The sequence below is a fragment of the Modicisalibacter muralis genome (assembly GCF_900102945.1).
GTDB lineage: Bacteria > Pseudomonadota > Gammaproteobacteria > Pseudomonadales > Halomonadaceae > Modicisalibacter > Modicisalibacter muralis.
Genome location: NZ_FNGI01000002.1, coordinates 508,844 through 530,884 on the forward strand (window position 1 = coordinate 508,844; position 22,041 = coordinate 530,884).

Annotated in this window: 18 protein-coding genes and 1 pseudogene; 5 read left to right on the forward strand and 14 right to left on the reverse strand. The window is 62.5% G+C overall.

The window, feature by feature from the left end:
* Positions 1–49: 49 nt before the first annotated feature.
* From rluB to BLR92_RS06980, 6 genes are all read right to left on the reverse strand, one after another.
* A complete protein-coding gene (gene rluB, locus BLR92_RS06955) occupies positions 50–922 on the reverse strand; it encodes a 23S rRNA pseudouridine(2605) synthase RluB (RefSeq protein WP_089726848.1) in 873 nt (290 codons plus the stop codon).
* On the reverse strand, positions 919–1,848 hold the full coding sequence (gene scpB, locus BLR92_RS06960; RefSeq protein ID WP_089726850.1) for an SMC-Scp complex subunit ScpB: 930 nt from the start codon (positions 1,846–1,848) through the stop codon (positions 919–921). The genes rluB and scpB overlap by 4 nt, the downstream gene beginning before the upstream one ends.
* On the reverse strand, positions 1,845–2,756 hold the full coding sequence (locus BLR92_RS06965) for a segregation and condensation protein A (protein ID WP_089726853.1): 912 nt from the start codon (positions 2,754–2,756) through the stop codon (positions 1,845–1,847). The genes scpB and BLR92_RS06965 overlap by 4 nt, the downstream gene beginning before the upstream one ends.
* Positions 2,757–2,897: 141 nt before the next feature.
* Positions 2,898–6,302, reverse strand: coding sequence for an autotransporter domain-containing protein (locus BLR92_RS06970; RefSeq protein WP_089726855.1), 3,405 nt, complete (start codon positions 6,300–6,302; stop codon positions 2,898–2,900).
* A gap of 161 nt (positions 6,303–6,463) precedes the next feature.
* Entirely contained in the window at positions 6,464–7,012 is a 549-nt protein-coding gene (locus BLR92_RS06975) for a hypothetical protein (RefSeq protein WP_089726857.1), read from the reverse strand.
* A gap of 70 nt (positions 7,013–7,082) precedes the next feature.
* Positions 7,083–7,718 carry a hypothetical protein gene (locus tag BLR92_RS06980; RefSeq protein ID WP_089726859.1) on the reverse strand — a complete coding sequence of 212 codons (636 nt, stop codon included), beginning with the start codon at positions 7,716–7,718 and terminating at the stop codon, positions 7,083–7,085.
* 408 nt (positions 7,719–8,126) lie between these two features.
* On the opposite strand from BLR92_RS06980, the gene BLR92_RS06985 reads away from it, so the two are divergent.
* Entirely contained in the window at positions 8,127–8,768 is a 642-nt protein-coding gene (locus BLR92_RS06985; protein WP_175488744.1) for a Crp/Fnr family transcriptional regulator, read from the forward strand.
* A 108-nt stretch (positions 8,769–8,876) separates the two neighbouring features.
* On the opposite strand, the gene BLR92_RS06990 is transcribed toward BLR92_RS06985, so the two are convergent.
* Together BLR92_RS06990 and BLR92_RS06995 are read right to left on the reverse strand one after the other, a co-directional pair.
* On the reverse strand, positions 8,877–9,836 hold the full coding sequence (locus BLR92_RS06990) for an AraC family transcriptional regulator (protein ID WP_175488745.1): 960 nt from the start codon (positions 9,834–9,836) through the stop codon (positions 8,877–8,879).
* A gap of 194 nt (positions 9,837–10,030) precedes the next feature.
* Positions 10,031–11,899 carry a DNA repair helicase RadD gene (locus BLR92_RS06995; protein WP_245704127.1) on the reverse strand — a complete coding sequence of 623 codons (1,869 nt, stop codon included), beginning with the start codon at positions 11,897–11,899 and terminating at the stop codon, positions 10,031–10,033.
* A 182-nt stretch (positions 11,900–12,081) separates the two neighbouring features.
* On the opposite strand from BLR92_RS06995, the gene BLR92_RS07000 reads away from it, so the two are divergent.
* Entirely contained in the window at positions 12,082–12,321 is a 240-nt protein-coding gene (locus BLR92_RS07000) for a hypothetical protein (protein ID WP_089726865.1), read from the forward strand.
* Here BLR92_RS07000 and BLR92_RS07005 read toward each other — a convergent pair.
* Both BLR92_RS07005 and purL read right to left on the reverse strand, forming a co-directional pair.
* A complete protein-coding gene (locus BLR92_RS07005; RefSeq protein WP_089726866.1) occupies positions 12,318–12,833 on the reverse strand; it encodes an AmiS/UreI family transporter in 516 nt (171 codons plus the stop codon). The two genes, BLR92_RS07000 and BLR92_RS07005, sit on opposite strands and share 4 nt — an antisense overlap.
* Before the next feature lie 184 nt (positions 12,834–13,017).
* Complete coding sequence (gene purL / locus BLR92_RS07010; protein ID WP_089726868.1) at positions 13,018–16,950, reverse strand: phosphoribosylformylglycinamidine synthase; 3,933 nt, start codon at positions 16,948–16,950, stop codon at positions 13,018–13,020.
* A 169-nt stretch (positions 16,951–17,119) separates the two neighbouring features.
* Between purL and mltF the strand changes: the two genes are divergently transcribed.
* A complete protein-coding gene (gene mltF, locus BLR92_RS07015; RefSeq protein WP_089726870.1) occupies positions 17,120–18,577 on the forward strand; it encodes a membrane-bound lytic murein transglycosylase MltF in 1,458 nt (485 codons plus the stop codon).
* Between the two features lie 15 nt (positions 18,578–18,592).
* On the opposite strand, the gene tadA is transcribed toward mltF, so the two are convergent.
* Entirely contained in the window at positions 18,593–19,051 is a 459-nt protein-coding gene (gene tadA, locus BLR92_RS07020) for a tRNA adenosine(34) deaminase TadA (protein ID WP_089726872.1), read from the reverse strand.
* A 60-nt stretch (positions 19,052–19,111) separates the two neighbouring features.
* Here tadA and BLR92_RS07025 point away from each other — a divergent pair, with 60 nt between their 5' ends.
* Complete coding sequence (locus BLR92_RS07025) at positions 19,112–19,921, forward strand: acyl-CoA thioesterase (RefSeq protein WP_089726874.1); 810 nt, start codon at positions 19,112–19,114, stop codon at positions 19,919–19,921.
* A gap of 46 nt (positions 19,922–19,967) precedes the next feature.
* Here the strand turns inward: BLR92_RS07025 and BLR92_RS07030 are convergent, their stop codons facing one another.
* Both BLR92_RS07030 and BLR92_RS07035 read right to left on the reverse strand, forming a co-directional pair.
* Complete coding sequence (locus BLR92_RS07030) at positions 19,968–20,591, reverse strand: SagB/ThcOx family dehydrogenase (protein ID WP_089726876.1); 624 nt, start codon at positions 20,589–20,591, stop codon at positions 19,968–19,970.
* Positions 20,592–20,676: 85 nt separating this feature from the next.
* Positions 20,677–21,024: a hypothetical protein gene (locus BLR92_RS07035; protein WP_245704128.1), complete on the reverse strand. Its 348-nt coding sequence runs from the start codon at positions 21,022–21,024 to the stop codon at positions 20,677–20,679.
* Between the two features lie 200 nt (positions 21,025–21,224).
* Here BLR92_RS07035 and BLR92_RS19915 point away from each other — a divergent pair, with 200 nt between their 5' ends.
* A complete protein-coding gene (locus BLR92_RS19915) occupies positions 21,225–21,803 on the forward strand; it encodes a DinB family protein (protein ID WP_089726878.1) in 579 nt (192 codons plus the stop codon).
* A 44-nt stretch (positions 21,804–21,847) separates the two neighbouring features.
* Here BLR92_RS19915 and BLR92_RS19920 read toward each other — a convergent pair.
* Positions 21,848–21,967 (reverse strand): annotated as a pseudogene (locus BLR92_RS19920) (DUF4385 family protein); the annotation flags it as partial.
* Between the last annotated feature and the right edge of the window lie 74 nt (positions 21,968–22,041).

Here is a 22,041-nt window from a genome sequence, read left to right on the forward strand (position 1 = left end):
CGCCCAGCGGGAATGGGCGGGTGGCAACTCGATTATAGCCAAACCAACCTCAACGGCTGGGCTTCTCCCCCTTGGGCTTGCGCAATGCACGCACCGGGCGACGCTTGTTCTTGTCGCGACTCCAGCGGTTCTGCTCGTCGGGGGTCAGGTCGGGCACTTTGCGGGGCTTGAGCCCGGCCAGCGTCGAAAGATCGTCGATCTCTTCCTGGGTCAGTTCGACCCATTCACCGGCTTTGGCACGCTTGTCGATGAAGGTGTTGCCGTAGCGCACACGCTTCAGGCGACTGACGGTCAGCCCCTGGGATTCCCACAGGCGTCGCACTTCGCGGTTGCGGCCTTCCATGATCACCACATGGAACCAGGTGTTGATGCCTTCGCCACCGAACTCCTGAACGTCGGTGAAGCGCGCCGGGCCGTCTTCGAGCATCACGCCCTCGACCATCGCCACGACGTTTTCACGCTGCACCTCGCCCATCACGCGTACCGCGTATTCGCGCTCGATCTGCGTCGAGGGGTGCATCAGGCGGTTGGCCAGTTCGCCATCGGTGGTGAACAGCAACAATCCGCTGGTGTTGATGTCCAGGCGGCCGATAGCGATCCAGCGCTCGCCCTTGAGGCGCGGCAACCGGTCGAACACGGTGCGCCGGCCCTCGGGATCCTTGCGCGTGCACAGCTCGCCCTCGGGCTTGTTGTACATGATCACCCGGCGCGGTACCTCTTCGGCGCCCCTGAGGTTGAGCGGTCGGTCGTCGAAGGTGACCTTGTCGCGCATCTCGATGCGATCGCCTAGCGTTGCCAGCTTGCCGTTGACCTTGACGCGCCCGGCGCTGATCGCGGTTTCCATCTCGCGGCGCGATCCCAGCCCGGCGCGAGCGAGCACTTTCTGGAGCTTTTCAGTGGTGGTATTGGTCGTGGTGTTCATGAGTCGGACGGTTTCTCGTCTGTTGAGTTTTCCGCGCCCGCGAGACCGTCATCGTCGTCGACGGCTTGCATGTTGCGGGCGCGTTCGGCCAGGCGCAGTTCGAGATCGGCGAAGCTGAGTCCCGGCCGTGCGGACGCCATCCCGGCGTGTGATGGTTCGTCGGCCATCCCGGCCGTCGTTTCCTGCTGCTCTTGATGATCTTCTTGATGTTGCTCTCGATCCGCGTCGCCGTCGATTTTGGCGCGCGTCTCGTCTACGCGTTCGTGCTTCTGCTCATGCTCATGCTCATGGCCGCTGTTGTGCGGTGCTTTATCTATGCGGGCATCCAATGTCGTCGCGGCGATATCGAAATCGTCGTCGAGCGACGTCTCGAGGCTTTCAATGCTCTCAAGATTTTCGAAGGTCTGGAGCTCATGCATCGGCGGCAGCGCATCGAGGGTCTTCAGGCCGAAGTCGTCGAGAAACTGCCGGGTGGTGGCATACACTGCCGGGCGCCCCGGCACGTCGCGATGGCCGACCACGCGAATCCAGCCACGCTCGGCGAGGGTGCGCATGATCGAGCTGCTCACCGCGACGCCGCGCACCTCTTCGATATCGCCACGAGTCACTGGCTGACGATAGGCGATCAGCGCCAGCGTCTCGAGCAGCGCCCGCGAATAACGCTGCGGGCGTTCGTCCCACAAGCGCGAGACCCACGGCGAGAGCCGCTGACGAATGCGCATCTGAAAACCCGACGCCGACTCGATCAATTCCAGCGCGCTGTTCTCCAGGCGTGTGGCCAACTCGCTCAGCGCCTCGCGCAATTCACGACGCGGCGGACACTCGCGTTCATCGAACAAGGCCTCCATGCGCTCCACCGACAGCGGTTCACCCGCCGCCAGCAGCGCCGCTTCGAGAATCTCGTCGAGGCGTGCCCTATCACTCATGGTGCGTCCTCGAAGGCGCTTTCTCCAAGATTTCCTGCTTCATCATCGTCGTCGATATCAAGCACGGCGTCTTCCATGGGCTGGCGCGCGCGCACATGAATCGGCGACAGCGGCGCATTCTGGACGATCTCGATCATTGCTTCCTTGGCCAACTCGAGGATCGCCATGAAGGTGACGACCACCCCGGCGCGCCCTTCCTCAAGGGTGAACAGCGACTCGAAGGTGGTGAAATGCGCATGATTCAAGCGATCCATGATTCTCAGCATACGCTCGCGGGTGGACAGCACCTCGCGGCTGATGGTGTGCGTTTGATTGAGTTCGGCGCGGCGAAGAATACCCGACAACGCGCGCAGTAGCTCGTCGAGTTCGACATCCGGGTGAACGATCCGGGTTTCGAGTGCCGGCAACTCCACCTGGGCACCGAACCAGTCGCGGCCGAGTCGCGGCAGCTCATCGAGCCCCTCGGCAGCCAGCTTCAGGCGCTCGTACTCCTGCAGGCGGCGAATCAACTCGGCGCGCGGGTCTTCTTCGTCGTCCTCGGCGTCGCCCTTGGGCGGGCGTGGCAACAGGGTGCGCGATTTGATCTCGGCGAGCATCGCCGCCATCAACAGGTATTCGCCAGCCAGGTCGATTTCCAGCGCCTTCATCAATTCGACGTACTCGATGTATTGCCGGGTGATGGCGGCGACATCGATGGCGAGGATATCCAGATTCTGACGGCGGATCAGATACAGCAGCAGATCCAGTGGCCCCTCGAAGGTTTCGAGGAACACGCGCAGCGCCTCCGGCGGAATATACAGGTCTTCCGGCAGCTCGGTAATCGGCTGGTCGTGCAAGCGCGCCAATACCCCCGCCGCCTGTGCGATGGGGGTCGTCTCCAAGATGGCGGTTGATGGCGTATCGCTCACGCGTGGCCTGGCCTCCTGTGGCGTCTCTTTACATAACGGCTACGACGATCAATCGTGCAGTCTAGCAAGGCAGACGCCTACGCGTAAGAAGCGCTCGACGCTAGCGGTCGGCCAGCGTATTACTTTCTCGCAAGCCCTGAATCAAAACCGCCATTCGAACATCGCGCGACCACTGTGGTCTTCCATTCCATCGCCATACTGCCCGCCATAAGCCAGGTTCAGCGAGGCGCGTTCGCTCAGTGGCAGGCCAATGCCTGCCTCGACTACCGCGGCATCTTCGGCAATCGGCGTGCCGGCAATCGTGAAGGTATCGCCACCGGCAAAGCGCTGTTCGAGCTCGGGGGTGGTATCAGCGAAGGCGTGTCGCCAACCGAGGCTGCCGTATAGGCTGGCGCGGGTGCTACCCAGCGTCACATCCAGCGAGGGGCGCACGCCCAGCGTCGTGAAGGTAACCGAGGAGGTCTGGCTGCCACTGCGTAACGCCGCGTCGCCGCCGCTTTCCTGCTCGCTGTCGCTATGCAGATGTACATGGGCGATATTGGCGAAGGGCTCCAGCGTCAGCGGGCCGGTATCGATGGCGTAAGCGAGCTCAGCGTAAGCCTGGAGCATATCGGCGTCACGCTCGTCATCGAGGCGCTCGTTGAACGAACCCACCTGGGCATGGCGCTGGGTGTCGATTGCGTGATGGCTGTAAAAGGCGCCACCGCGTAGCGCCAGAGCGCCATATTGGGCGCCGGCGTAAACACCGGCATGCGCGCTGTCGATATCCGCCGAGCCACGCCCATCGCCGGCATCGAGATCGGTCTGGCTATAGCCGGTCAACAGGCCGACCCTCACATGCTCGCTGACCTGAGTGTCTACCCCGGCGATGATGCCCTGGGTATCGCGGTCGAGACTCGCCACGTTGCCATTGCCGTCGTTGTGCCCCCAATTGCCGAATGGGCGCACCCAGCCGATGGCATGGGAAGTCGTCTCATTGCCATGCGCCATGGCCGGCATGGCGGCGTCGGGAGTGTCACCGGTCAAGAAACGCAGGCGCTCGTTGGCGGCCTCTCTCACGAAACGGCTGTCTTCGATCAGCGCGATGCGAGTCGAAGCGTGCAACTCGCCCGATAGGCTATCGTAGCCGTCGCGCAGCGCCGCATCGCTGCCAGCATGCGTGACGATGGCATCGTAGACCGCGCCGCCTGCGCCCAGGCTTTCGATACCACCGGCGGTAGCGCGCTGATTACGGGTGCGGGCGACACTAGCGAAGGTGTTGTCGTTGCGGATCAATTCGAGAACGACGTTGTTCGGGTCGTAAATGAGCGTCGGGTCGAGGAAGGCGAAATTGGAAGTGGCATCGGCGAAGGTGCCGGTCACGCCGCCGTCGGCGGTCAGGATCGTATAGGTGGAACTCGGCTGATAGTTGCCAGTCTCGCCGATATGGATCACCGAGCCGCCGTTCAGCGTCGCCGTGCCGGTGGCATGGATCAGATCGCTCGCCGTGCCTGCGGGATCGACCTCCACTTCATAAATCGAGCCGGCGGCGAATGTGACGTTGCCGGCAACGTTCAGCGTGCCGATCGAATTGCCCGGCGTGATGCTGCCGCCATTGGCGACCGTCATCGTACCCACCGTGCCCGAGCCGCCCAGCGTACCGTCGGAGGTGACGGCGACCGTGCCGCCAAGGCTGCCATTGCCGCTTTCGTCGCCGACCAGCAGCGTGCCGCCTGAAATCGTTGTTGTTCCGGTGAAGCCGGAACTGTCGCCGGTGAGAGTGGTTGTGCCGGTTCCGAGCTTGCCGATGGCACCGCCGCCTGTGAACACACCGGCAAAGGTGAAGCTGTCGCCGCGGTTGAAGGCGAGCGTACCGGGCGCCGCGATCTCGACATCGCCGGCGATCGAGCCGGTGGTGCCGCCGTCGCCGAGTTGCAGCGTGCCGCTGTTGATTGTGGTGCCGCCGGTATAGGTGTTGGCGCCTGAGAGCGTCAGCGCGCCGGCGCCGGTTTTGGTCAGCCCGCCGGCGCCGGAGATGATACCGGCATAGCTGGTGTCGGTGGCCTGATCGACGGTCAGAGCAGCGGTGCCCAGCGACACTTCGCCGCCCGCGCCGGACAGTGTGCCCATGGTGAGGTCGTAGTTGTTGAGATCGAGCGTGCCGCCGTTGACTATATACGCCGCGCCGTCACCCAATGCGTCGTCGGAACCGGCCTGCAATGTGCCAGCCGAAATCGTCCAATCCTGCACGCCGCTGCCGGTCAGCGTCCAGGTACTGGCGCCGGTCTTGTCGAAAGACTCGAAGCCTTGGTATTGCGCCGAGGAACCGATCTGCGAGACATCGAAATTGCTGTCCGTCGCCCCACCGAGCGCGAAGGTATCGTCTGCGCTCACTGTGGCATCGACATTGCCATTGATCACCGAGCCGTCGCGCACTTCCAACCGGTTAGTGCCGCCGGTGAACTCGATGGCGTTGGCGCCGGTGCTGCCGTCGCCCGACAGGCCGCCGGCAATCGTGCCGCTGTTGATGATGGTGAGATTCGAGCCGTAGACACCGATACCGCCGGCGCCATCCGGACCATCGGCCTTGGTATCGCTGCCGCCGCCCAAGCCGCCCACGCCACCGGCGATCTGCCCGTCGTTGACGAGCGTGAAGCCGCTGCCGCTGACCCCGGCGCCGCCATCGCCGCCACGCCCGCCAATGACGTCGCCAGTGTTGCCGCCATTGCCGCCGGCGCCGCCGGTGATTGCCGCACCGGCCGCGGTGGTGACACTGCCACCCGCCGTCAACACCACGCCAGCGCCGCCAGCGCCACCGTCTCCGGCATGGCTGATGGCAAAATCACCGCGCCCGCCGTCGCCGCCCGCGTCGCCGGTAATCATGTGCGATGTCGTAAAATCGCCTCCACCCGTCAGCAGAACGCCGCCGCCGCCTTGACCACCGCCACCGCCGCCGCCCGAACCGCCGCCATTTTCACGGCCACCGTCGCCACCGGCTCCACCGGTGATTGCGGCACTCGTGCTCGAAGCGCCGGCCCCGGTGATGACCCAGCCGAAACCACCACCGCCACCACCGCCGGCACCGGCCGAAGGCGCACCCAAACCATCTGAACCCGCTCCGCCGGCAATCCCCACCAGCGGCACTGCATTGCTGCCATCTGCGGTGACAAGTGCTGGCGCCCCGCCGGCTCCGCCGGTTCCGCCATAATCACCACCTGTTCCGCCTGCCCCGCCGATGCCCGTTGCCAAACTGACACCGCCGCCGCCGCCACCGCCGCCGTCGGCCTCACCACCATCACCGCCGTCGGGGCTGGCCGCGGTCCCGCCCGCTCCGCCGCTGCCCGGGGCGACAGCACCGTCGCCCCCGTCACCGCCATCGGCGAGGGCGCTGCCAGCGACCAGCAGCAAGGCGAGGGCGAAGGCGGTCAGCCAAGCGCAACTTTCGTGCCCAGCGCCGCCGTCGGCGCATTGATTGTCAATGCCCCTGCCCCGTTTCCTGGTCAGTTCGGATGCCACCATGCACAGGCCCCGCGCATGGCTGAAGACGGTACGGTAGATATGATTCATGGGGAGACCCCTGCTTAATTCACCGATTTTTATGATTAATACGACCGCGCTACATTGTCGGTGACACAGGAGGGAAAACGTGAGACATGGTGTCTCAGGCAACTGGGGGGATTCGTCTCAGAAGAAAGAACCCCGGAAGAACCGGGGCCCAGTAGATCGTTTCAGCAAGGATCGGCTACGACGAAGGTACTGTTGCCAAGCTGACCCATGAGAATCCCGAACCTGGAACGCTCATGCTTCTGTACCTCGCCGCTATTGGGATCGTACAACGCAATCGTTTTCGGGTCGGCAACTCGGACGGCGACCACATGGAAGTCGTTACCTGTCCAGATGCACGTGCCCGCAGCATAATGCCCCTTCTCGACACCTTCGATGACTTGCTGCAATGACCGTATCTGGCCATGGAGCCTTTTGACGGCATAATCCACTTGGTCATCCATGTTCTGATAACCGAGGATTACCTCGGCCATCGCGAGCTTTTCGCCATTACCGAGGCTCCCAAGCCCAAAAGGAGAACTGGGGTTGTCTCTCAACCAAGCAATCGACAGCACAGAGCAGAATTGATTCACGGATATCCATTCATTCTCATCGCAAGTAGGAGTGAGCGTGGCAATTTGATAGACGACGGGATCCCCACTTAACGTTAGAGCATCCAACCACAAATGAGGGTTCGAAGATGTGATGCTACCGATATCGATTCGATTTGACATTTTGCTTCTCCTAATACTCGAAAAAATAGTCCCGGCCACGGCGTGGCCGGGAAAGCAGCGAGCCCGAGCGTTATTCGCCGGGCGAGAATTTACCGATTTGTGGGTTATATTCGAGAGCAATATCGCTGACACCACCCCCGAACTTGGCTACCGTATGCTCGCCGAAGATCCTGGTGATGATGGTTTCGCTCTCGAATTCGGCCTGTAGCCAGACGTAGACATACGTGAATGGCGTCATCGCCACGGCCTGGGTCGCCAATACCGGAGTCGCCGAAATCGGCTTGCGCTCCTCCGGCTTCTGGTTGACCAACGCCGACTGCGTCAAGCCGAAAGTAAGCGATGGGTAGTCGTCATATAGCATTTTGTTTTTCGCCGCGAAGGTCCCCCTAGGTACGGCTCGGTCGGTGGAGGGGCCTTCGAAGATGGTGTCCGACGTCAGGGTGTAGTAGGCGCCATCCTGAGCCGGCACACCGGTCTCGGATATCTTGGTAATCTTGGCGGAATGCTGCACCGAGGTATCCGAGACGTAGATACCGTACTCCTCCTTCCAGCTCACCTCGGTACTCTCGAAAGGATCGATCGACAGCCAGACCACGTTAGGCGAGTCGCCGTTGACCGGCTTGGCCAACATGATGCGCTGCCTGGCTTGCTTGACTTCTTTGAGGGCCTTCTTGTCGAACGTTAGTTGCAGTCGATAATCGCTCATGGGTATTCCCCTTCATTTCGTGCGTGCTGGTTGATTTGGTCTTTTCCGGCACTGACCGGTCCGACCCACCGCGCACCGTGCACTAATGCCTTGCATGGAGTTTGTGCGGGCGCATCTTCAGCATGGAAGGCAGGCAAGTGAGGGGCTGTTACCCAGGTAACAGGCCAGGAATATTCCATCCATTGAAAAGGCGACATTTACTGTGTCTTATCGGGGCTTTGCTCATTTATCAACAATTGCTAAAACATAAAATATGCAATTTCAAAGGCTTACACACTGCCCGAGACGCCATGACCCAACACATGAGACAACCCGCCTCACGGTGTCGAAATCTGCTGGACTATCCTCATTAAAACGTCGAACCCCCGGCGTTAAATTCTTTCAATAAGATGAAGGATGGCCCTTGGCGTGAACCGTGAAGAACGCTTCGCCGCCGTCGCGAAATGCAGTTTGTTCCGTGGGTTGGATAGACTTGCTCAGGAGCGAATCGCAGTGCTCGCTACCAGCCGACGTTATTCTCCCGGCAGCACCTTGTTCAGCCGAGGAGAAGCAGGCGGTCCGCTGCTGCTGATCGAAAGCGGCATGGTGTGCCTTTCCCTGTTCTCCGACGAGGGCAGGGAGTTGGTCGTGGATATTGCGGGACGGGGCGATACCGTCGGTGAACTGAGTTTCGCCGACGGCGACAGGCGCGAAACGAGCTGTATCGCGCTTGAGAGCGTGCGCGTCGTGAGCATCGCGCGCCATGGGTTACCGATAAGCGTCGAATCGAACCTCAACGATTATCTCAGCACCTTACTCTACCGGCGATTGAGAGAGACTGTCATATTGATCGAGGAATTGGCGCTCTGCTCCCTCGAAGCACGCCTGATACGCCGGCTCCAACACCTCGACAAACGCACCTCGGTGCGCTTGAACCGGCTGGGTCAAGGCGTGCTGGCAATGCTGGTGAACGCCTCTCGTCCAAAGCTAAATCGGCAGCTTCACCGTCTACAAAAAGTCGGTGTTATCGATCTACATAAAGGCGCGATCGTGGAGGTTCACAATATATAAACAAGCGCTCCGGGCGAAAAGACAGATTCCATAAATAGTAAAGGATTCGGAGACCACGACGACATCGCCGTACTCGTCGTCATGCCACGATATGTTCTCCCGCGGCAGCTATCCAACAGACGATTTCTTACTGGCAATGTCACTCGGTCGCTGCCCGAAACGCTCGCGAAAAAGCCGATTAAAGTTTCTCCTGTCCATAAAACCGCAACATGAGGCTATATCACCTATCGCCAGATGAGACGATGCTTTTCTCAACATTCGATGAGCCTGTAGCAGTCGCCATTCACGAATCATCCCCGCGACCGTCCGGTCATGATCGACAAATGCGCGATAAAGAGTGGCTCTTGAACAGCCGAGTGCTTGAGCGATCCATGCGGCATTCAGCTCAGGATCGGTGAGATGGTTTTCTATATGACGCTGGGCGGCAACGAATAGTCCGCGCCGATTCGGCGTCTGCTCGCTTGCCCCATGAACAGCCGACAGTTCCTGCAGCATGAACCTTACGAGATCCAGCGTCTGACGAAGCAGTATTGCGCGTTCCTCAACCGTGAGGTTACCCATATGGCGGGCAAGCAGTATAAATTGGCTCTTGAGATAGGGGGTCAGATGCGAAGTCGTTAACGCCTGCATCACCAGGCTGGCCGGCGGAACCTCGCTGCCCAGAGCCGCTTCGAGCATCGAGCGGCGCAGAACCAAATGAGCGCCCTGGTGTGTGTCCCAGTCAACACGTGAAGGGCGCGCCACATCATAGACGAAAAACTCGCCGGGAGAGGCCACTAACGCCGTATCGCTCTCTTGTCGATGACGACGGTGTCCCGGTTGAACGAGCCCAATATCGAGATTGTCGCCGCCATCCGCATGCAAGTGCATGTTGGTCCGCCGCCCGGAAACCGCCTGTGACTGATAATGGTAGAATTCTGCAACGTCGGAAATCAGGCTCCGAACCTTGGCATGATAATCGCCAAGGGCGGCCCTATCATGCCGATCGGCGTCGAAACAGTAGAAGATGGCCTCTCGCCAGCAGTCGTAAGCCTCGTCTGCCGCTAAGCCGCTCGTCGCGCTTTCCAAGCTGACAGGTTCTCTGGGCCTGCCGCACGCCGGCTCCCAACGCCCCTGATCCGGGGTCCACACCCATATACCATGCGCCCAGCTCAGGTCGGCAGTCATTTTCATCATGCCCCGCATGAATCTTGTCATTATTTACTGATTAGCATTATCACTCTCTTATATGAAATAACAACCGTATCGCCAGACGAGCTATGTCATCCTTTTTGGTTCGGGTAATCGGTATTGTCCGCCTTGCGATAGCGCCCGACATAATCGAACAACTTTTCGCGCACCTGCCAATGCCGCCCCACCTTGCGACCGATCACGAAATCCGGCGCCTTGAGCCGCTCGCGTCCGGTAATGACTTCTTCAGGCGCAGTCGGCCACCAAACGCTTCCTGGCGCGCGTAAGTGGTGACGCAGAAAGGCCGTGGCGAAGGCGCCACGCTGTGGCGGGGTTTCGAGTGCGAACCATTCATCCAGAGTCGCGCCGTCTTCGTCGTGATAAGTCACCTTGAGCCGGGGCAAGCCCCGGCCGTTGACGGCGGCGGTGAGTTGCATGCCACTCACGCGCAGCACGCGGGCATCCCTCAAGCGCAGCGCGTCCTTCAATTTGTCGTCGGGATCGACCAGTCGCGCCTGGCAGCCATGACAGGCGCGCGCGGCGATATCGTTCTCGGCGCCGCAGGCCTGGCAGATCTTGAAGCGGAAGCGGAATGAACACTGGTGCTTTCCATGAGCGCCCGAAGCTGCGCTATTGGCGCCCATTACCGCGCCACGTTTGCCTTGTTCGCCCTCGATCAAACCCTGACAACGCCGGCCATGGTGCTCGATGACGATCCCGTCGGCGACCTTGCCCCAGAACAGGTTGGCGTGACCGCAGGCCGGGCACTCGACCTGCACCGGCTCGGCGTCGGTTGCCGGTTTGGGCAAGCCGACTTCCGGCGCATAGAGATCCCAGGGGTTACCGGCGTAATCGAGAATCAAACAATCCACCTTGCCCGGCGCCAGACGCAGACCCCGCCCGACGATCTGCTGGTAAAGCCCCACCGACTCGGTGGGCCGCAGAATGGCGATCAAATCGACATGCGGCGCATCGAAGCCGGTGGTCAGCACCGCGACATTGACCAGGTACTTGAGCCGGCTTGCCTTGAAGTCCCCGATCAGCCGTGTGCGATCGCGCGATGGCGTCGCACCGGTGATCAACGCCGACTCACCAGCGGGCAGGTAACCGAGAATTTCCTCGGCATGGGCTACGCTGGCCGCGAACAGCATGACCCCACGGCGCTCGCGGGCGCGTTCGATGATTTCCTCGACGATGACCGGCGTGGCGCGATTGCCGCATGCCACGCGATTCAAGTCCTCCTCGGCGAACAGGCCACGCACGCTGGGCGTGAGCTGCGAGAAGTCGTAGCGTTCGACGGCGGCATCCACGCGCAGCGGCGCGGCCAGATAGCCCTGCTTGACCATCAAGCGCAAGGGCTGCTCGAACACGCAGTCCTGAAAGAAACCCTCAGCCTCGCCGCGCACCATGCCATGGTAATGTCGGTGATAGATAAAGCCCTGGCCCAAGCGGTACGGCGTGGCGGTCAGCCCGAGAATCTTCAGGCGTGGATTGGCACGCTTGAGATGCTCGATGACCTGGCGATAGCTGGCATCTTCGTTGGGCGACACGCGGTGGCACTCATCGATCACCAGCAGCGTGAAGGCCCCGTCGGCGAAGCGCCCCAGATTGCGCACCACCGACTGCACCGAGCCGAACACCACCTGCCGCTCGGCCTCCTTGCGACCCAGCCCGGCACTGAAGATATCCGCTTCGAGTCCGTAAGCCTGATACTTGGCGTGATTCTGCTCGACCAGTTCGCGCACATGCGCCAGCACCAGCACGCGGCCACGCGCCAGACGCGCCAGCTCGGCGATCACCAGCGACTTGCCGCTGCCAGTGGGCAGCACCACGACCGCCGGGTCGTCGGACTCGCGAAAGTGTTCGACCACGCGCGTCACGGCCTCGCGCTGATAAGGCCGTAACGTGGGACAAACGGGGTTATTGGCGGGCATGGCCGGCGGGACATCGGATTTGGGCATAGTGCGGACATTTTACGCACCCGCGATGCGAAACTCGATCAGCGACGCGCCATTACCAGGCATCACGTTTAATAAACGCTTGTTAAACTTCACCGGGAACCTAAGGGTCTACACTGTAAAGGCAGCATGACGCATAGCAATGCGCAGCCTTATCCACTCATCGCAAAAGGAAAATGGCCGCCATGAAAATTCGTACCAGCCCGGATTGCCCCAATTGCGGTGGCCGCGAGAAGCGCTTCCCACCCGGTCGCGAGGCGCAATACCACGTTTTCTGCGACCAGTGCGATCACGATTTCGGGCGCTTCGACCGCTTCACCGAGAATTTCACGCACATTCTCGATGATCTGGAAAGAAAGCTCGGTATCGACCCCACACCCCAGTATCAGGCAGAAAACGCATCGCCCGGCTCGGAGCGACGTTAGACCAGCATCTCGTTCACTAGCAGATACCCCGGCAACCAGGCCGTGATCACCCCTTGGGCGAGGGTGATCCACGCCATCGGCCGCTGCAGTTGCGGCCGATGGCAAAGCATCACGAAGAAGCCGAACCATAGCCCCGACCAGGCCAGCCAATTGCAGGCCGACCACCATCCCCATAGCGTCTCGGCGGCAGTGAACTGCAGCAGCGAAGTCGGCAGCGCGGTCAGCGCGACGAACAGGCAGAAATAGCCCAGGCCGTGACCAGAACTGCCGTTGCGCCGGTTGATCGCGACCCATAGGTAGGTGAAAGCGAATAGCAGGGTCAGGGCCGCGCCGCGCACGCTGATCGCCGTAACATCCGGGCCGAAGGCCGCATAGGCGGCGATCGCCAGGCTCAGGCCGCCGGCGAAGAAGTTGATGACCTGGATTTCGCGGTCCTCGATGCGGCCCTGCATCCACAGGCCGTTGAGTACCAGTACCGCGCCCACATACAGTAGTCCCAACCCCTCGTGCATTGTCATCCCCTGCGTTCCGACGAGGACGCGCCTCGTCACGGCCTTCTTATAAGACCAACCACGCCCGCCGGCAAGCAGTTTGTGGAATCCATTTTCATGACAATACACGAGGCGATTCGCCAAGGCTGGACGAAAAAAATCCGCGGCACATGACCGCGGATCGTTGCATCGACAGGGGCTACGCTCAGCCCAGCCATACCCGCGCGTTGCGGAACAGGCGCAGCCAGGCGCCATCGGTGGTCCACTCCGGCGGACGCCAGGAGTTGGTCACCGCCCGCGCCACGCGCTCGGGGTGCGGCATCATCACAGTGACACGGCCATCCGGCGTGGTCAGCCCGGTGATACCGGCCGGCGAACCGTTGGGATTGGCCGGATAGCGGCTGGTCACCTGGCCGTAGTTGTCGACGTAGCGCAGCGCGATCTGGCCGCCACCCTGCATGGCGCGCAGATGACCGCTGTCGCGGAACTCGGCGCGACCCTCGCCATGGGCCACGGCGATCGGCAGGCGCGAGCCCTGCATGCCGGCGAGTAGGATCGACGGGCTGTCCTCGACCTGGACCATCGACACGCGCGCCTCGAACTGCTCGGATTCGTTGCGCACGAAGCGCGGCCAGTTCTCGGCGCCGGGAATCAGCTCCTTGAGCTGGGCCAGCATCTGGCAACCGTTGCACACGCCCAGCGCGAAGCTGTCGTCACGCGCGAAGAAGCTCGCGAACTGCTCGCGGGCGCGTGGGTTGAACAGCACCGACTTGGCCCAGCCGCCGCCGGCGCCCAGCACGTCGCCGTAGGAGAAGCCGCCGCAGGCGACTAGCCCCTTGAATTCATCCAGGCTCAGGCGCCCCGCGAGGATATCGCTCATATGCACGTCGATCGCTTCGAAGCCGGCCTTGTCGAACGCCGCCGCCATCTCGACATGACCGTTGACGCCCTGCTCGCGCAGGATCGCCATGCGCGGTCGAACCGTGTTGACGAACGGCGCGCTGATATCGTCGTCGACGGCGAAGCTCGGCACGGCGGACAGCCCCGGATCGCGCAGGTCGAGCAGGCCATCGAACTCGGACTTGGCGCAGTCCGGGTTGTCGCGCAGCGCCTGCAGGCGATAGCTGGTCTCGGCCCAGGTGCGCTGGGTCAGCGCGCGGGTGGTCTCGAGCAGCGGCTCCTCGAACAGCGTCACGCGCACCTGATCGTCGTAGCGTGGGCGGGCGATGACGCCACAGGTATCGATGCCGGCGGCGGCGAACTGTGCGAGCACGAATTCGGTGTCCTGACGGTTGACCTGGATCACCGCGCCCAATTCCTCGGCGAACAGCGCGCCAGCGGCCTCGTAGGCATCGTCGACCAGCCAGTCGAGCTTGATCTCCAGTCCGCCGCGCCCGGCGAAGGCCATTTCGAGTAGCGTCACCAGCAGGCCGCCGTCGCTGCGATCATGATAGGCCAGCAACTTGCCGTCGGCATTCAGGCCTTGAATCACCGTGAAGAACGCCTTGAGGTCCTCGGCATCGTCGAGATCCGGACATTCATCGCCGATCTGACCGTAGACCTGCGCCAGCGCCGAGCCGCCCAGGCGGTTTCTACCCTCGCCCAGATCGATCAGGATCAGGTCGCTCTCGTCCTGGTCGAGACGCAATTGCGGCGTCAGCGTCTTGAGCGCATCGGTCACCGGGGCGAAGGCGGTCACGACCAACGATAGCGGCGCGGTGATCGTCTTGGACTCGGCGTCGTCGCCTTCGCCCTCCTGCCAGGCGGTGCGCATCGACATCGAATCCTTGCCCACCGGGATGGCGATGCCCAACGCCGGGCACAGCTCCATGCCAACGGCATGCACGGCGTCATACAACGCCTGGTTCTCGCCAGGGTGTTCGGCGGCGCTCATCCAGTTGGCGGAAAGCTTGACGTCGCCGAGCTTGGCGATCGGCGCTGCCGCCAGGTTGGTGATCGCCTCGGCGACCGCCAAACGCGCGCTGGCGGCGGGGTCGATCAGCGCCACCGGCGGGCGCTCGCCCATCGCCATGGCTTCGCCGGCGTGAGTATCGAAACTGGCGGTGGTCACCGCGCAATCGGCCACCGGCACCTGCCACGGCCCGACCATCTGGTCGCGCGCCACCTGGCCGGTGATCGAGCGATCGCCGATGGTGATCAAGAAGCTCTTCGAAGCCACCGTCGGCAGGCGCAGCACGCGGTCGAGCGCCTCGCGCAGGTCGAGATTGTCGAAGTCGGCTCCCGGCAATTCCAGCGCCTGGCGCTGGAACTCGCGCTGCATCTTCGGCGGCTTGCCGAACAGCACGCTCATCGGCAAGTCGATCGGCTGGCTATCGAAGTGGTTGTCGTGAACCGCCAGATGGTGCGCCTCGATGGCCTCGCCGACCACCGCGTAGGGGCAGCGCTCGCGCTCGCATAGCGCATCGAAGGTGGCGAGATCGTCCGGCGCCACCGCCAGCACGTAGCGCTCCTGAGCCTCGTTGCACCAGATTTCCAGCGGGCTCATGCCCGGCTCGGCATTGGGCACGGCGCGCAACTCGAAGCGCCCGCCACGCTCGCCGTCCTTGACCAGTTCCGGCAAGGCGTTGGACAGCCCACCGGCGCCGACGTCGTGGATGAAGCGAATCGGGTTGTCGTCGCCCAGCGCCCAGCAGCGGTCGATGACCTCCTGGGCGCGCCGTTCGATCTCGGGGTTTTCGCGCTGCACCGAGGCGAAATCGAGATCCGCGCTCGACGACCCCGAGGCCATGCTCGACGCCGCCCCGCCGCCGAGGCCGATCAACATCGCCGGGCCACCCATCACGATCAGCTTGGCACCGACGGGGATTTCGCCCTTCTGCACGTGGCCGTCGCGAACGTTGCCGTAGCCACCGGCGAGCATGATCGGCTTGTGATAGCCGCGCCGCTCGATGCCATCGGCGGCCACCGCATCCTGCTCGTAGGTGCGGAAATACCCGGTCAGGTTGGGCCGGCCGAACTCGTTGTTGAACGCCGCGCCGCCGATCGGCCCTTCGAGCATGATCTCGAGCGCGCTCTTGATGCGCTCGGGCTTGCCGTAGTCGAAGGCTTCCCAGGGCTGGACGAACTCGGGAATACGCAGGTTGGACACCGCGAAGCCGGTGAGACCGGCCTTGGGCTTGCCACCGATGCCGGTCGCGCCCTCGTCGCGAATCTCGCCGCCCGAGCCGGTCGCCGCGCCGGGGAACGGCGCGATGGCGGTGGGATGGTTGTGGGTCTCGACCTTCATCAGGATATGGATCGGCTCCTGATGCGCGGCGTAGAGAGCCTGTTCGTCGGACTTGCCGGTCAAGGGCGTGGCGAAGAAGCGCCCGGCATCAGAGCCCTTGATCACCGCGGCGTTGTCGCTGTAGGCCGAGAGAATGTCGTCGGGGGAGCGCTCGAAGGTGTGCTTGATCATCCCGAACAGCGAACGCGGCTGCGCCTCGCCATCGATGGTCCAGTCGGCGTTGAATATCTTGTGACGGCAGTGTTCCGAGTTGGCCTGAGCGAACATCATCAGTTCGACATCGCTGGGATTACGCTCCAACGTCTGGAACGCCTGCAACAGATAGTCGATTTCGTCGTCGGCCAGCGCCAGGCCCAACTCGAGGTTGGCGGTCTCCAGCGCTGCGCGGCCGCCCTTCACGATATCCACCTGCCCCAGCGGCGCGGGCGCCTGATGCGAGAACAGCCGGGCGGCGTCGGAGGCATTGGCCAGCACCGATTCGGTCATGCGGTCGTGCAGGGCGACGACGATGGCATTGAAGGCCGCCTCGCTCAACACGCCGCCTAGCTTGACGCGATAGGCCACCCCGCGCTCGATGCGCCGAACCTGACTCAGCCCGCAATTGTGGGCGATATCGGTGGCCTTGGACGACCACGGCGACAAGGTGCCGAGGCGCGGCACCACCAGAAACAGATGCCCCTCGCGCGAGATGGATTCGTCAACGGCCGTGCCATAAGCGAGCAGCCGTACGAGGCGCTCGCGGCTATCGGCGTCCAGTTCGTCATCGTGATCGACGAAGTGGACGTAATCGGCATGCAGGGATTCGACTTCGGGAACCTGGGCACGCAGGGCGGCCAGCAGCTTGGCATGACGGAAAGCGGAAAGGGCGGGCGCTCCTCGCAGTTCGAGCATTTCGGAAGAAGCCTCTGAAGAAAGCCGAATGGGGGCCGCATCACGCGGCGGCAACGAGCGCATATGATACTGGAAAGCCACGCTGGCGAGAAATCCGTGGAATGGCGCAAGGTGACAGTCTCCGGGGTGCCCGGTATGGTGAGGCGTCCATCGTTACCGACCGCAACGCATGCTCAAGGCTCTCGCCCGCCATCCGCGCGGGCTCGTCATTCTGCTGATCGGCCTGGCCCTGCTACTGGTGCCCGCCCCTCCCGCGACGCCGGATGACCCGCTGCTCGAGGATATCCGCGCACGCGACTTCATCCAGGTATTTACCCGCAACACGCCAACCACGTATTACCAGGGACGCCAGGGGCCGACCGGTTTCGAATTCGAGTTGGTCAAGCGCTTCGCCGAGCATCTGGGCGTGAGCCTGGCGCTGAATAGCGACGGCAACATCGAAGAGGTGTTGACGGCGGTGCGCAGCGGCGAGGCCGATCTCGGCGCCGCCGCGCTGCCGCTGGACCCAACGCTGCCGGGCATCCGCTTCAGCCGCGAGATTCTCACCCTGCAACCGCTGGTGGTGTATAACCGCGACTTGCCGCCGGTACGCGAAGCCGAGGATCTGCGTGATCTCGAGATCGGCGTGATTCGCGGCTCGGGGGCCAACCTGGTGCTGCGCGAGTTGCAGTCGCAGATGCCCGAGCTGGGCTGGATGGAATCCGGCGATGTCGAAGTCGCCGATCTGCTGCAGATGGTCGAAGACGGCGAACTCGATGCCGCCGTGATCTACGAACACCAGTTCAAGCTCAACCGCCTGTTCTTCCCCGGCGTGGAAAACGGCTTTTTGCTTGGCGACCCACTGAGCCTGGCCTGGGCGCTACCCGCCGGGCAGGGCCTGGGATTGCTGCGCGAGGCCAATCGCTTTCTCGGCCAATTGCGCGCCGACGGCACCCTCGATGCGTTGATCGAACGCTACTTCGGCCATGACGACTATCTCGAATACGTGGGCGCCAGGCTGTTCATCCGCCATGTGCATCAGCGCTTGCCGGCGTATGCGGACACCTTCAAGGAGGCCGCCCGCAATAGCGGCTTCGATTGGAAACTGCTGGCCGCGCTGGGCTATCAGGAGTCGCACTGGGAGTCGCGTGCGACCTCGCCCACCGGCGTGCGCGGATTGATGATGCTGACCCTGCCTACCGCCGAGGAAGTCGGTGTCGAGAACCGCCTCGACCCCGAGCAGAGCATCCGCGGCGGCGCGCGCTACCTGCGCAGCGTGAAGGAGCGCCTACCGGAAGAGATCGTCGAGCCGGATCGCACCTACATGGCCATGGCGGCCTATAACGTCGGTCTGGGGCATCTGTTCGACGCGCAGCGCATCGTGGAAATGCGCGACGGCGACCCTTACAGTTGGTCCGATGTACGCGAGGCGCTGCCCCTGCTGCAAAAGCGCGAATGGTACTCCAAGGTGCGCCATGGCTATGCGCGCGGCGGCGAACCGGTCATCTACGTGCGCAACATCCGTCGCTATTACGAGATTCTCAATTACGTCAAGCGCAGCCAGCAGCAGTTCTTCCAACTCAATCAGCGACCGCCGGACGATATCGACAACAGCCACCTGTTCGATATCGTGGCGCCGGTGCTTTAGGCAGACGTCACCGAACTAGACACCTCGCCGCTCGACAAAGAACGTCTGCAATAGGCGACAGGCTTGCACTGCCAGCACGCCCCCCTCCACCGTTACGCTGTGGTTATGCCATGGCTGGGCGAACAGGTTGGCCCGGGATTCGACCATGCCGGTCTTGGGTTCGGCGGCGCCGTAGACCAGCCGCGCCAGGCGCGCATGAATGATCGCCCCGGCGCACATCATGCAGGGCTCGAGCGTGACATACAGCGTACAGCCGTCGAGGCGGTAATTGCCCAGCCGGGTCGCGGCGGCGCGTAGCGCGCGGATCTCGGCATGCGCGCTGGGGTCATGCACCGAGACCGGCGCGTTGAAGCCCGCGCCGACGATCTCGCCATCGGCGGCGACGACCACCGCGCCAACCGGCACCTCGCCGGCATCCAGCCCCTCGCGGGCCTGATCGAGGGCACGGTGCATATAGAACGTGTCGCTACGCATGATCGCGTCGTCTCCGGTATCCTTGCCTCGCACGTGCCAAACATCCCAGAGGATACGAACATGACGCAAGCGCTGGATAAGCTGGTCGCCCTGCTGGGCATGGAAATGCTCGAGGAAAACCTGTTCCGCGGCCACAGCCAGGACCTCGGTTTTCCGCAACTGTTTGGCGGCCAGGTGCTCGGTCAGGCACTCTCGGCGGCCAGTCAAACGGTCGATCCGGTGCGCCAGGTACATTCGCTGCATGGCTACTTTCTGCGCCCTGGCGATGCCAAACGCCCGGTAGTCTATCAGGTCGATCGCGTGCGCGACGGCGGCAGCTTCACCACTCGGCGCATCAGCGCGATCCAGAACGGCAAGACGATCTTCTTCTGCAGCGCCTCGTTTCATGGCATGGAAGAGGGATTCCACCACCAGCCGACGATGCCAGAACTGGCCCTGCCCGAAGCGCTTATCGACTCGGGCACCCGCGTCGAGCGCTACGAAGGCCATCCCATCGAGTTCCTGCGTTTTACGGATGAAACCGACGCCATTCCACGCAAGCGACTGTGGTTCCGGCTCGCCGGAGAGCTCCCCGACGACTCGGCGCTCAATCGCTACCTGCTCGCCTACAGTTCGGACTTCAATCTGCTGACCACCAGCCTGGTACCTCACGCCATCACCTTCGGAGATCCCAAGCTGCAGATCGCCAGCCTCGATCATGCGATCTGGTTTCACCGCGATATCCGGATCAACGACTGGTTGCTTTACGACATGGACAGCCCCTGGGCCGGCGGCGCGCGCGGCTTCGCGCGTGGCAGCATTTACGACCAGCAGGGGTATCTGGTGGCGTCCAGCGCGCAGGAAGGGCTGACACGACTGCGCAGCCAATAACCGCGGGCCAGCGGCTATTTAGCAAAAGCGCGGGGCAGTTCGGTTCTCAGGCGTCTATCGATCCAATGCAGAGCAGCGCAATGGGCTCGATATCCGCGCGCACGTTCACTGCGGCCTTGACCCGCTCATCATCGAAACCCGCGGCCAGGACGAACCCCATGCCCAGCGCCGTCGCACTCAGGTGCACGTTTTCGGCCAGCGCGCCCGCTTCGAGGTAGACGTAGCGTTCGCCACGCCTGCCCGCCGGCGGCTGCGAGTGAAAATGCTCGCGCATGGCCTTGAAGTCGCCGGCAACGACAATGACGACGGCCGCGTTTCTTACCCAGGGCTGCTCTCCTAGCGCCGCCTCGTAAAGCGACTCCCTGGCATCGAGGCTCGAGATCGGCTCAAGCGCGTGACCGTTCGACTCATAGCGGTACAGCCCCACTGGGAGATCCACGACACGCCCAACCGCCACATAGAGCGCTAGCGGGTATTGGGCGCCTGCCGATGGCGCCGTGCGCAGCCCGGCACCTCCGGTAGCGCCCTGCGCCGCCCAGAGCAAGCGGTCGAGATCGTCCATGTGTATCGGCTGGCGGTCGAACTCACGGCATGTGCGACGCGCCCCGATAGTCTCGTCCAATGGCAACGACAACCGTACATCACATTCTTTCGGAAAGGTTATCGTCATTCATCGGCTCCAGAATGCGTAAAGGCGAGCTTCGATTCCCACCCAATGCCGGCTCCGACCAACCGGGCGTGAGACGCACGAATCATCAACGCCAATTCCCTTCTTCGCTGATCAGAACTTCGGTCTCGTTTCGCACCACTTCCAGCTTGCCGTCCTGCGTGACGACGTAGGTGACATTACCATTCTTGAACCGGTAACCGAGAAAGCGGCAAGGGGTCACGCCATCCGCGCACAACGTGTGCCAGGTCGCTCCCCGCAAGGTAATGGCGTTACCTGATATTCTGCTTTTCCCGGTATACGTGACGTCATCGCAGGTCACATTTCCCTCGGCGCAATGTCTCTCGATAGTAACGGTATAATGCGGAGTAACGAGCGTCGCCGCCACGGCGGGAAGGCTCATGATTGACGCTAGGAACAATACGATGACTCGCACGATTGTCTCCTAAAAGTATTGCCGCGTGAGTGTTCACATGAGTTTACGCACAAATGCCCAATCGCAGCCTGGCACATTTTCTAGTGCGGTAAGACGAAGTCCGCCGGCACCGGCACCTCTATAAGAGCCACTATAATAAGTGTTGCCGAGCTGGCCTAGATTACCAAGCATGTGGATAGCATGACGAATCGGAGCCGACCATGATCGATCACTACCGCCGCCAGGCCTATTGCAACCTCTGGTCCAATCACCGGCTGCTCGGCGCCTGCGCCGGACTCTCGCAAAACGAGTTCATGGCAGAGCGCACCAGCTTCTTCCCCTCAATCTGGCAGACACTCAACCACATCCATATCGTCGATGCCTTCTATATCGACGCCCTGGAAGGCGGCACGCTCGGTCTCGCCGCCTTCGATGACGAAACGCCGTACGACTCGGTCACGGGCCTGCTTCCCGCACAGCGCAAGCTGGACCGGCGGCTGCTTCAATTCTGCGAAGCGCTCGATCCCGCAAGGCTCGGCACCGGGGTAATACTTCAACGCACGGATCGACAGCAGAACGAGCCGGCCCATCGCGTGCTATCGCATCTGTTCGTTCACCAGACCCACCACCGTGGGCAGGTGCATGCGATGCTTGCGGGTACCACCGTAGCACCACCACAGCTCGACGAGTTCTGGCTGGTCGACGAGTCGTCGCTGCGGCGTGATGAATTCGAGTCGCTGGGCATTAGCGAACGGCAGGTCTGGTACGCCGACGAGCCAACGGATTCCTCGGCCTTGTAGCCTCCGAACATGGCATAGAGCGTATCGGCGGATTTTCGCGCTGCTTCAGGCGTCTTGAAGCTCCAGTGCGGCAGTAACTCACTCTTGTAGGGCTCGACCTTGAGCACGCCCTGCTCGCCGCGGCCGATGCGATAACGCTCCGGATGACGGCGATAATCGGTCATCTCATCATGTAGCGTATCTCCGCTCACCGGGCCTCCTTACTGACTTGCCTTGGCCATCAATGCACCTTCAATGA

Coding starts and splice junctions, on each gene's coding strand:
- rluB (WP_089726848.1), bottom strand. CDS start 922: ATGAACACCACGACCAATACCACCACTGAAAAGCTCCAGAAAGTGCTC.
- scpB (WP_089726850.1), bottom strand. CDS start 1,848: ATGAGTGATAGGGCACGCCTCGACGAGATTCTCGAAGCGGCGCTGCTG.
- BLR92_RS06970 (WP_089726855.1), bottom strand. CDS start 6,302: ATGAATCATATCTACCGTACCGTCTTCAGCCATGCGCGGGGCCTGTGC.
- BLR92_RS06975 (WP_089726857.1), bottom strand. CDS start 7,012: ATGTCAAATCGAATCGATATCGGTAGCATCACATCTTCGAACCCTCAT.
- BLR92_RS06980 (WP_089726859.1), bottom strand. CDS start 7,718: ATGAGCGATTATCGACTGCAACTAACGTTCGACAAGAAGGCCCTCAAA.
- BLR92_RS06995 (WP_245704127.1), bottom strand. CDS start 11,899: ATGCCCAAATCCGATGTCCCGCCGGCCATGCCCGCCAATAACCCCGTT.
- BLR92_RS07000 (WP_089726865.1), top strand. CDS start 12,082: ATGAAAATTCGTACCAGCCCGGATTGCCCCAATTGCGGTGGCCGCGAG.
- BLR92_RS07005 (WP_089726866.1), bottom strand. CDS start 12,833: ATGCACGAGGGGTTGGGACTACTGTATGTGGGCGCGGTACTGGTACTC.
- purL (WP_089726868.1), bottom strand. CDS start 16,950: ATGCTCGAACTGCGAGGAGCGCCCGCCCTTTCCGCTTTCCGTCATGCC.
- mltF (WP_089726870.1), top strand. CDS start 17,120: ATGCTCAAGGCTCTCGCCCGCCATCCGCGCGGGCTCGTCATTCTGCTG.
- tadA (WP_089726872.1), bottom strand. CDS start 19,051: ATGCGTAGCGACACGTTCTATATGCACCGTGCCCTCGATCAGGCCCGC.
- BLR92_RS07025 (WP_089726874.1), top strand. CDS start 19,112: ATGACGCAAGCGCTGGATAAGCTGGTCGCCCTGCTGGGCATGGAAATG.
- BLR92_RS07030 (WP_089726876.1), bottom strand. CDS start 20,591: ATGACGATAACCTTTCCGAAAGAATGTGATGTACGGTTGTCGTTGCCA.
- BLR92_RS19915 (WP_089726878.1), top strand. CDS start 21,225: ATGATCGATCACTACCGCCGCCAGGCCTATTGCAACCTCTGGTCCAAT.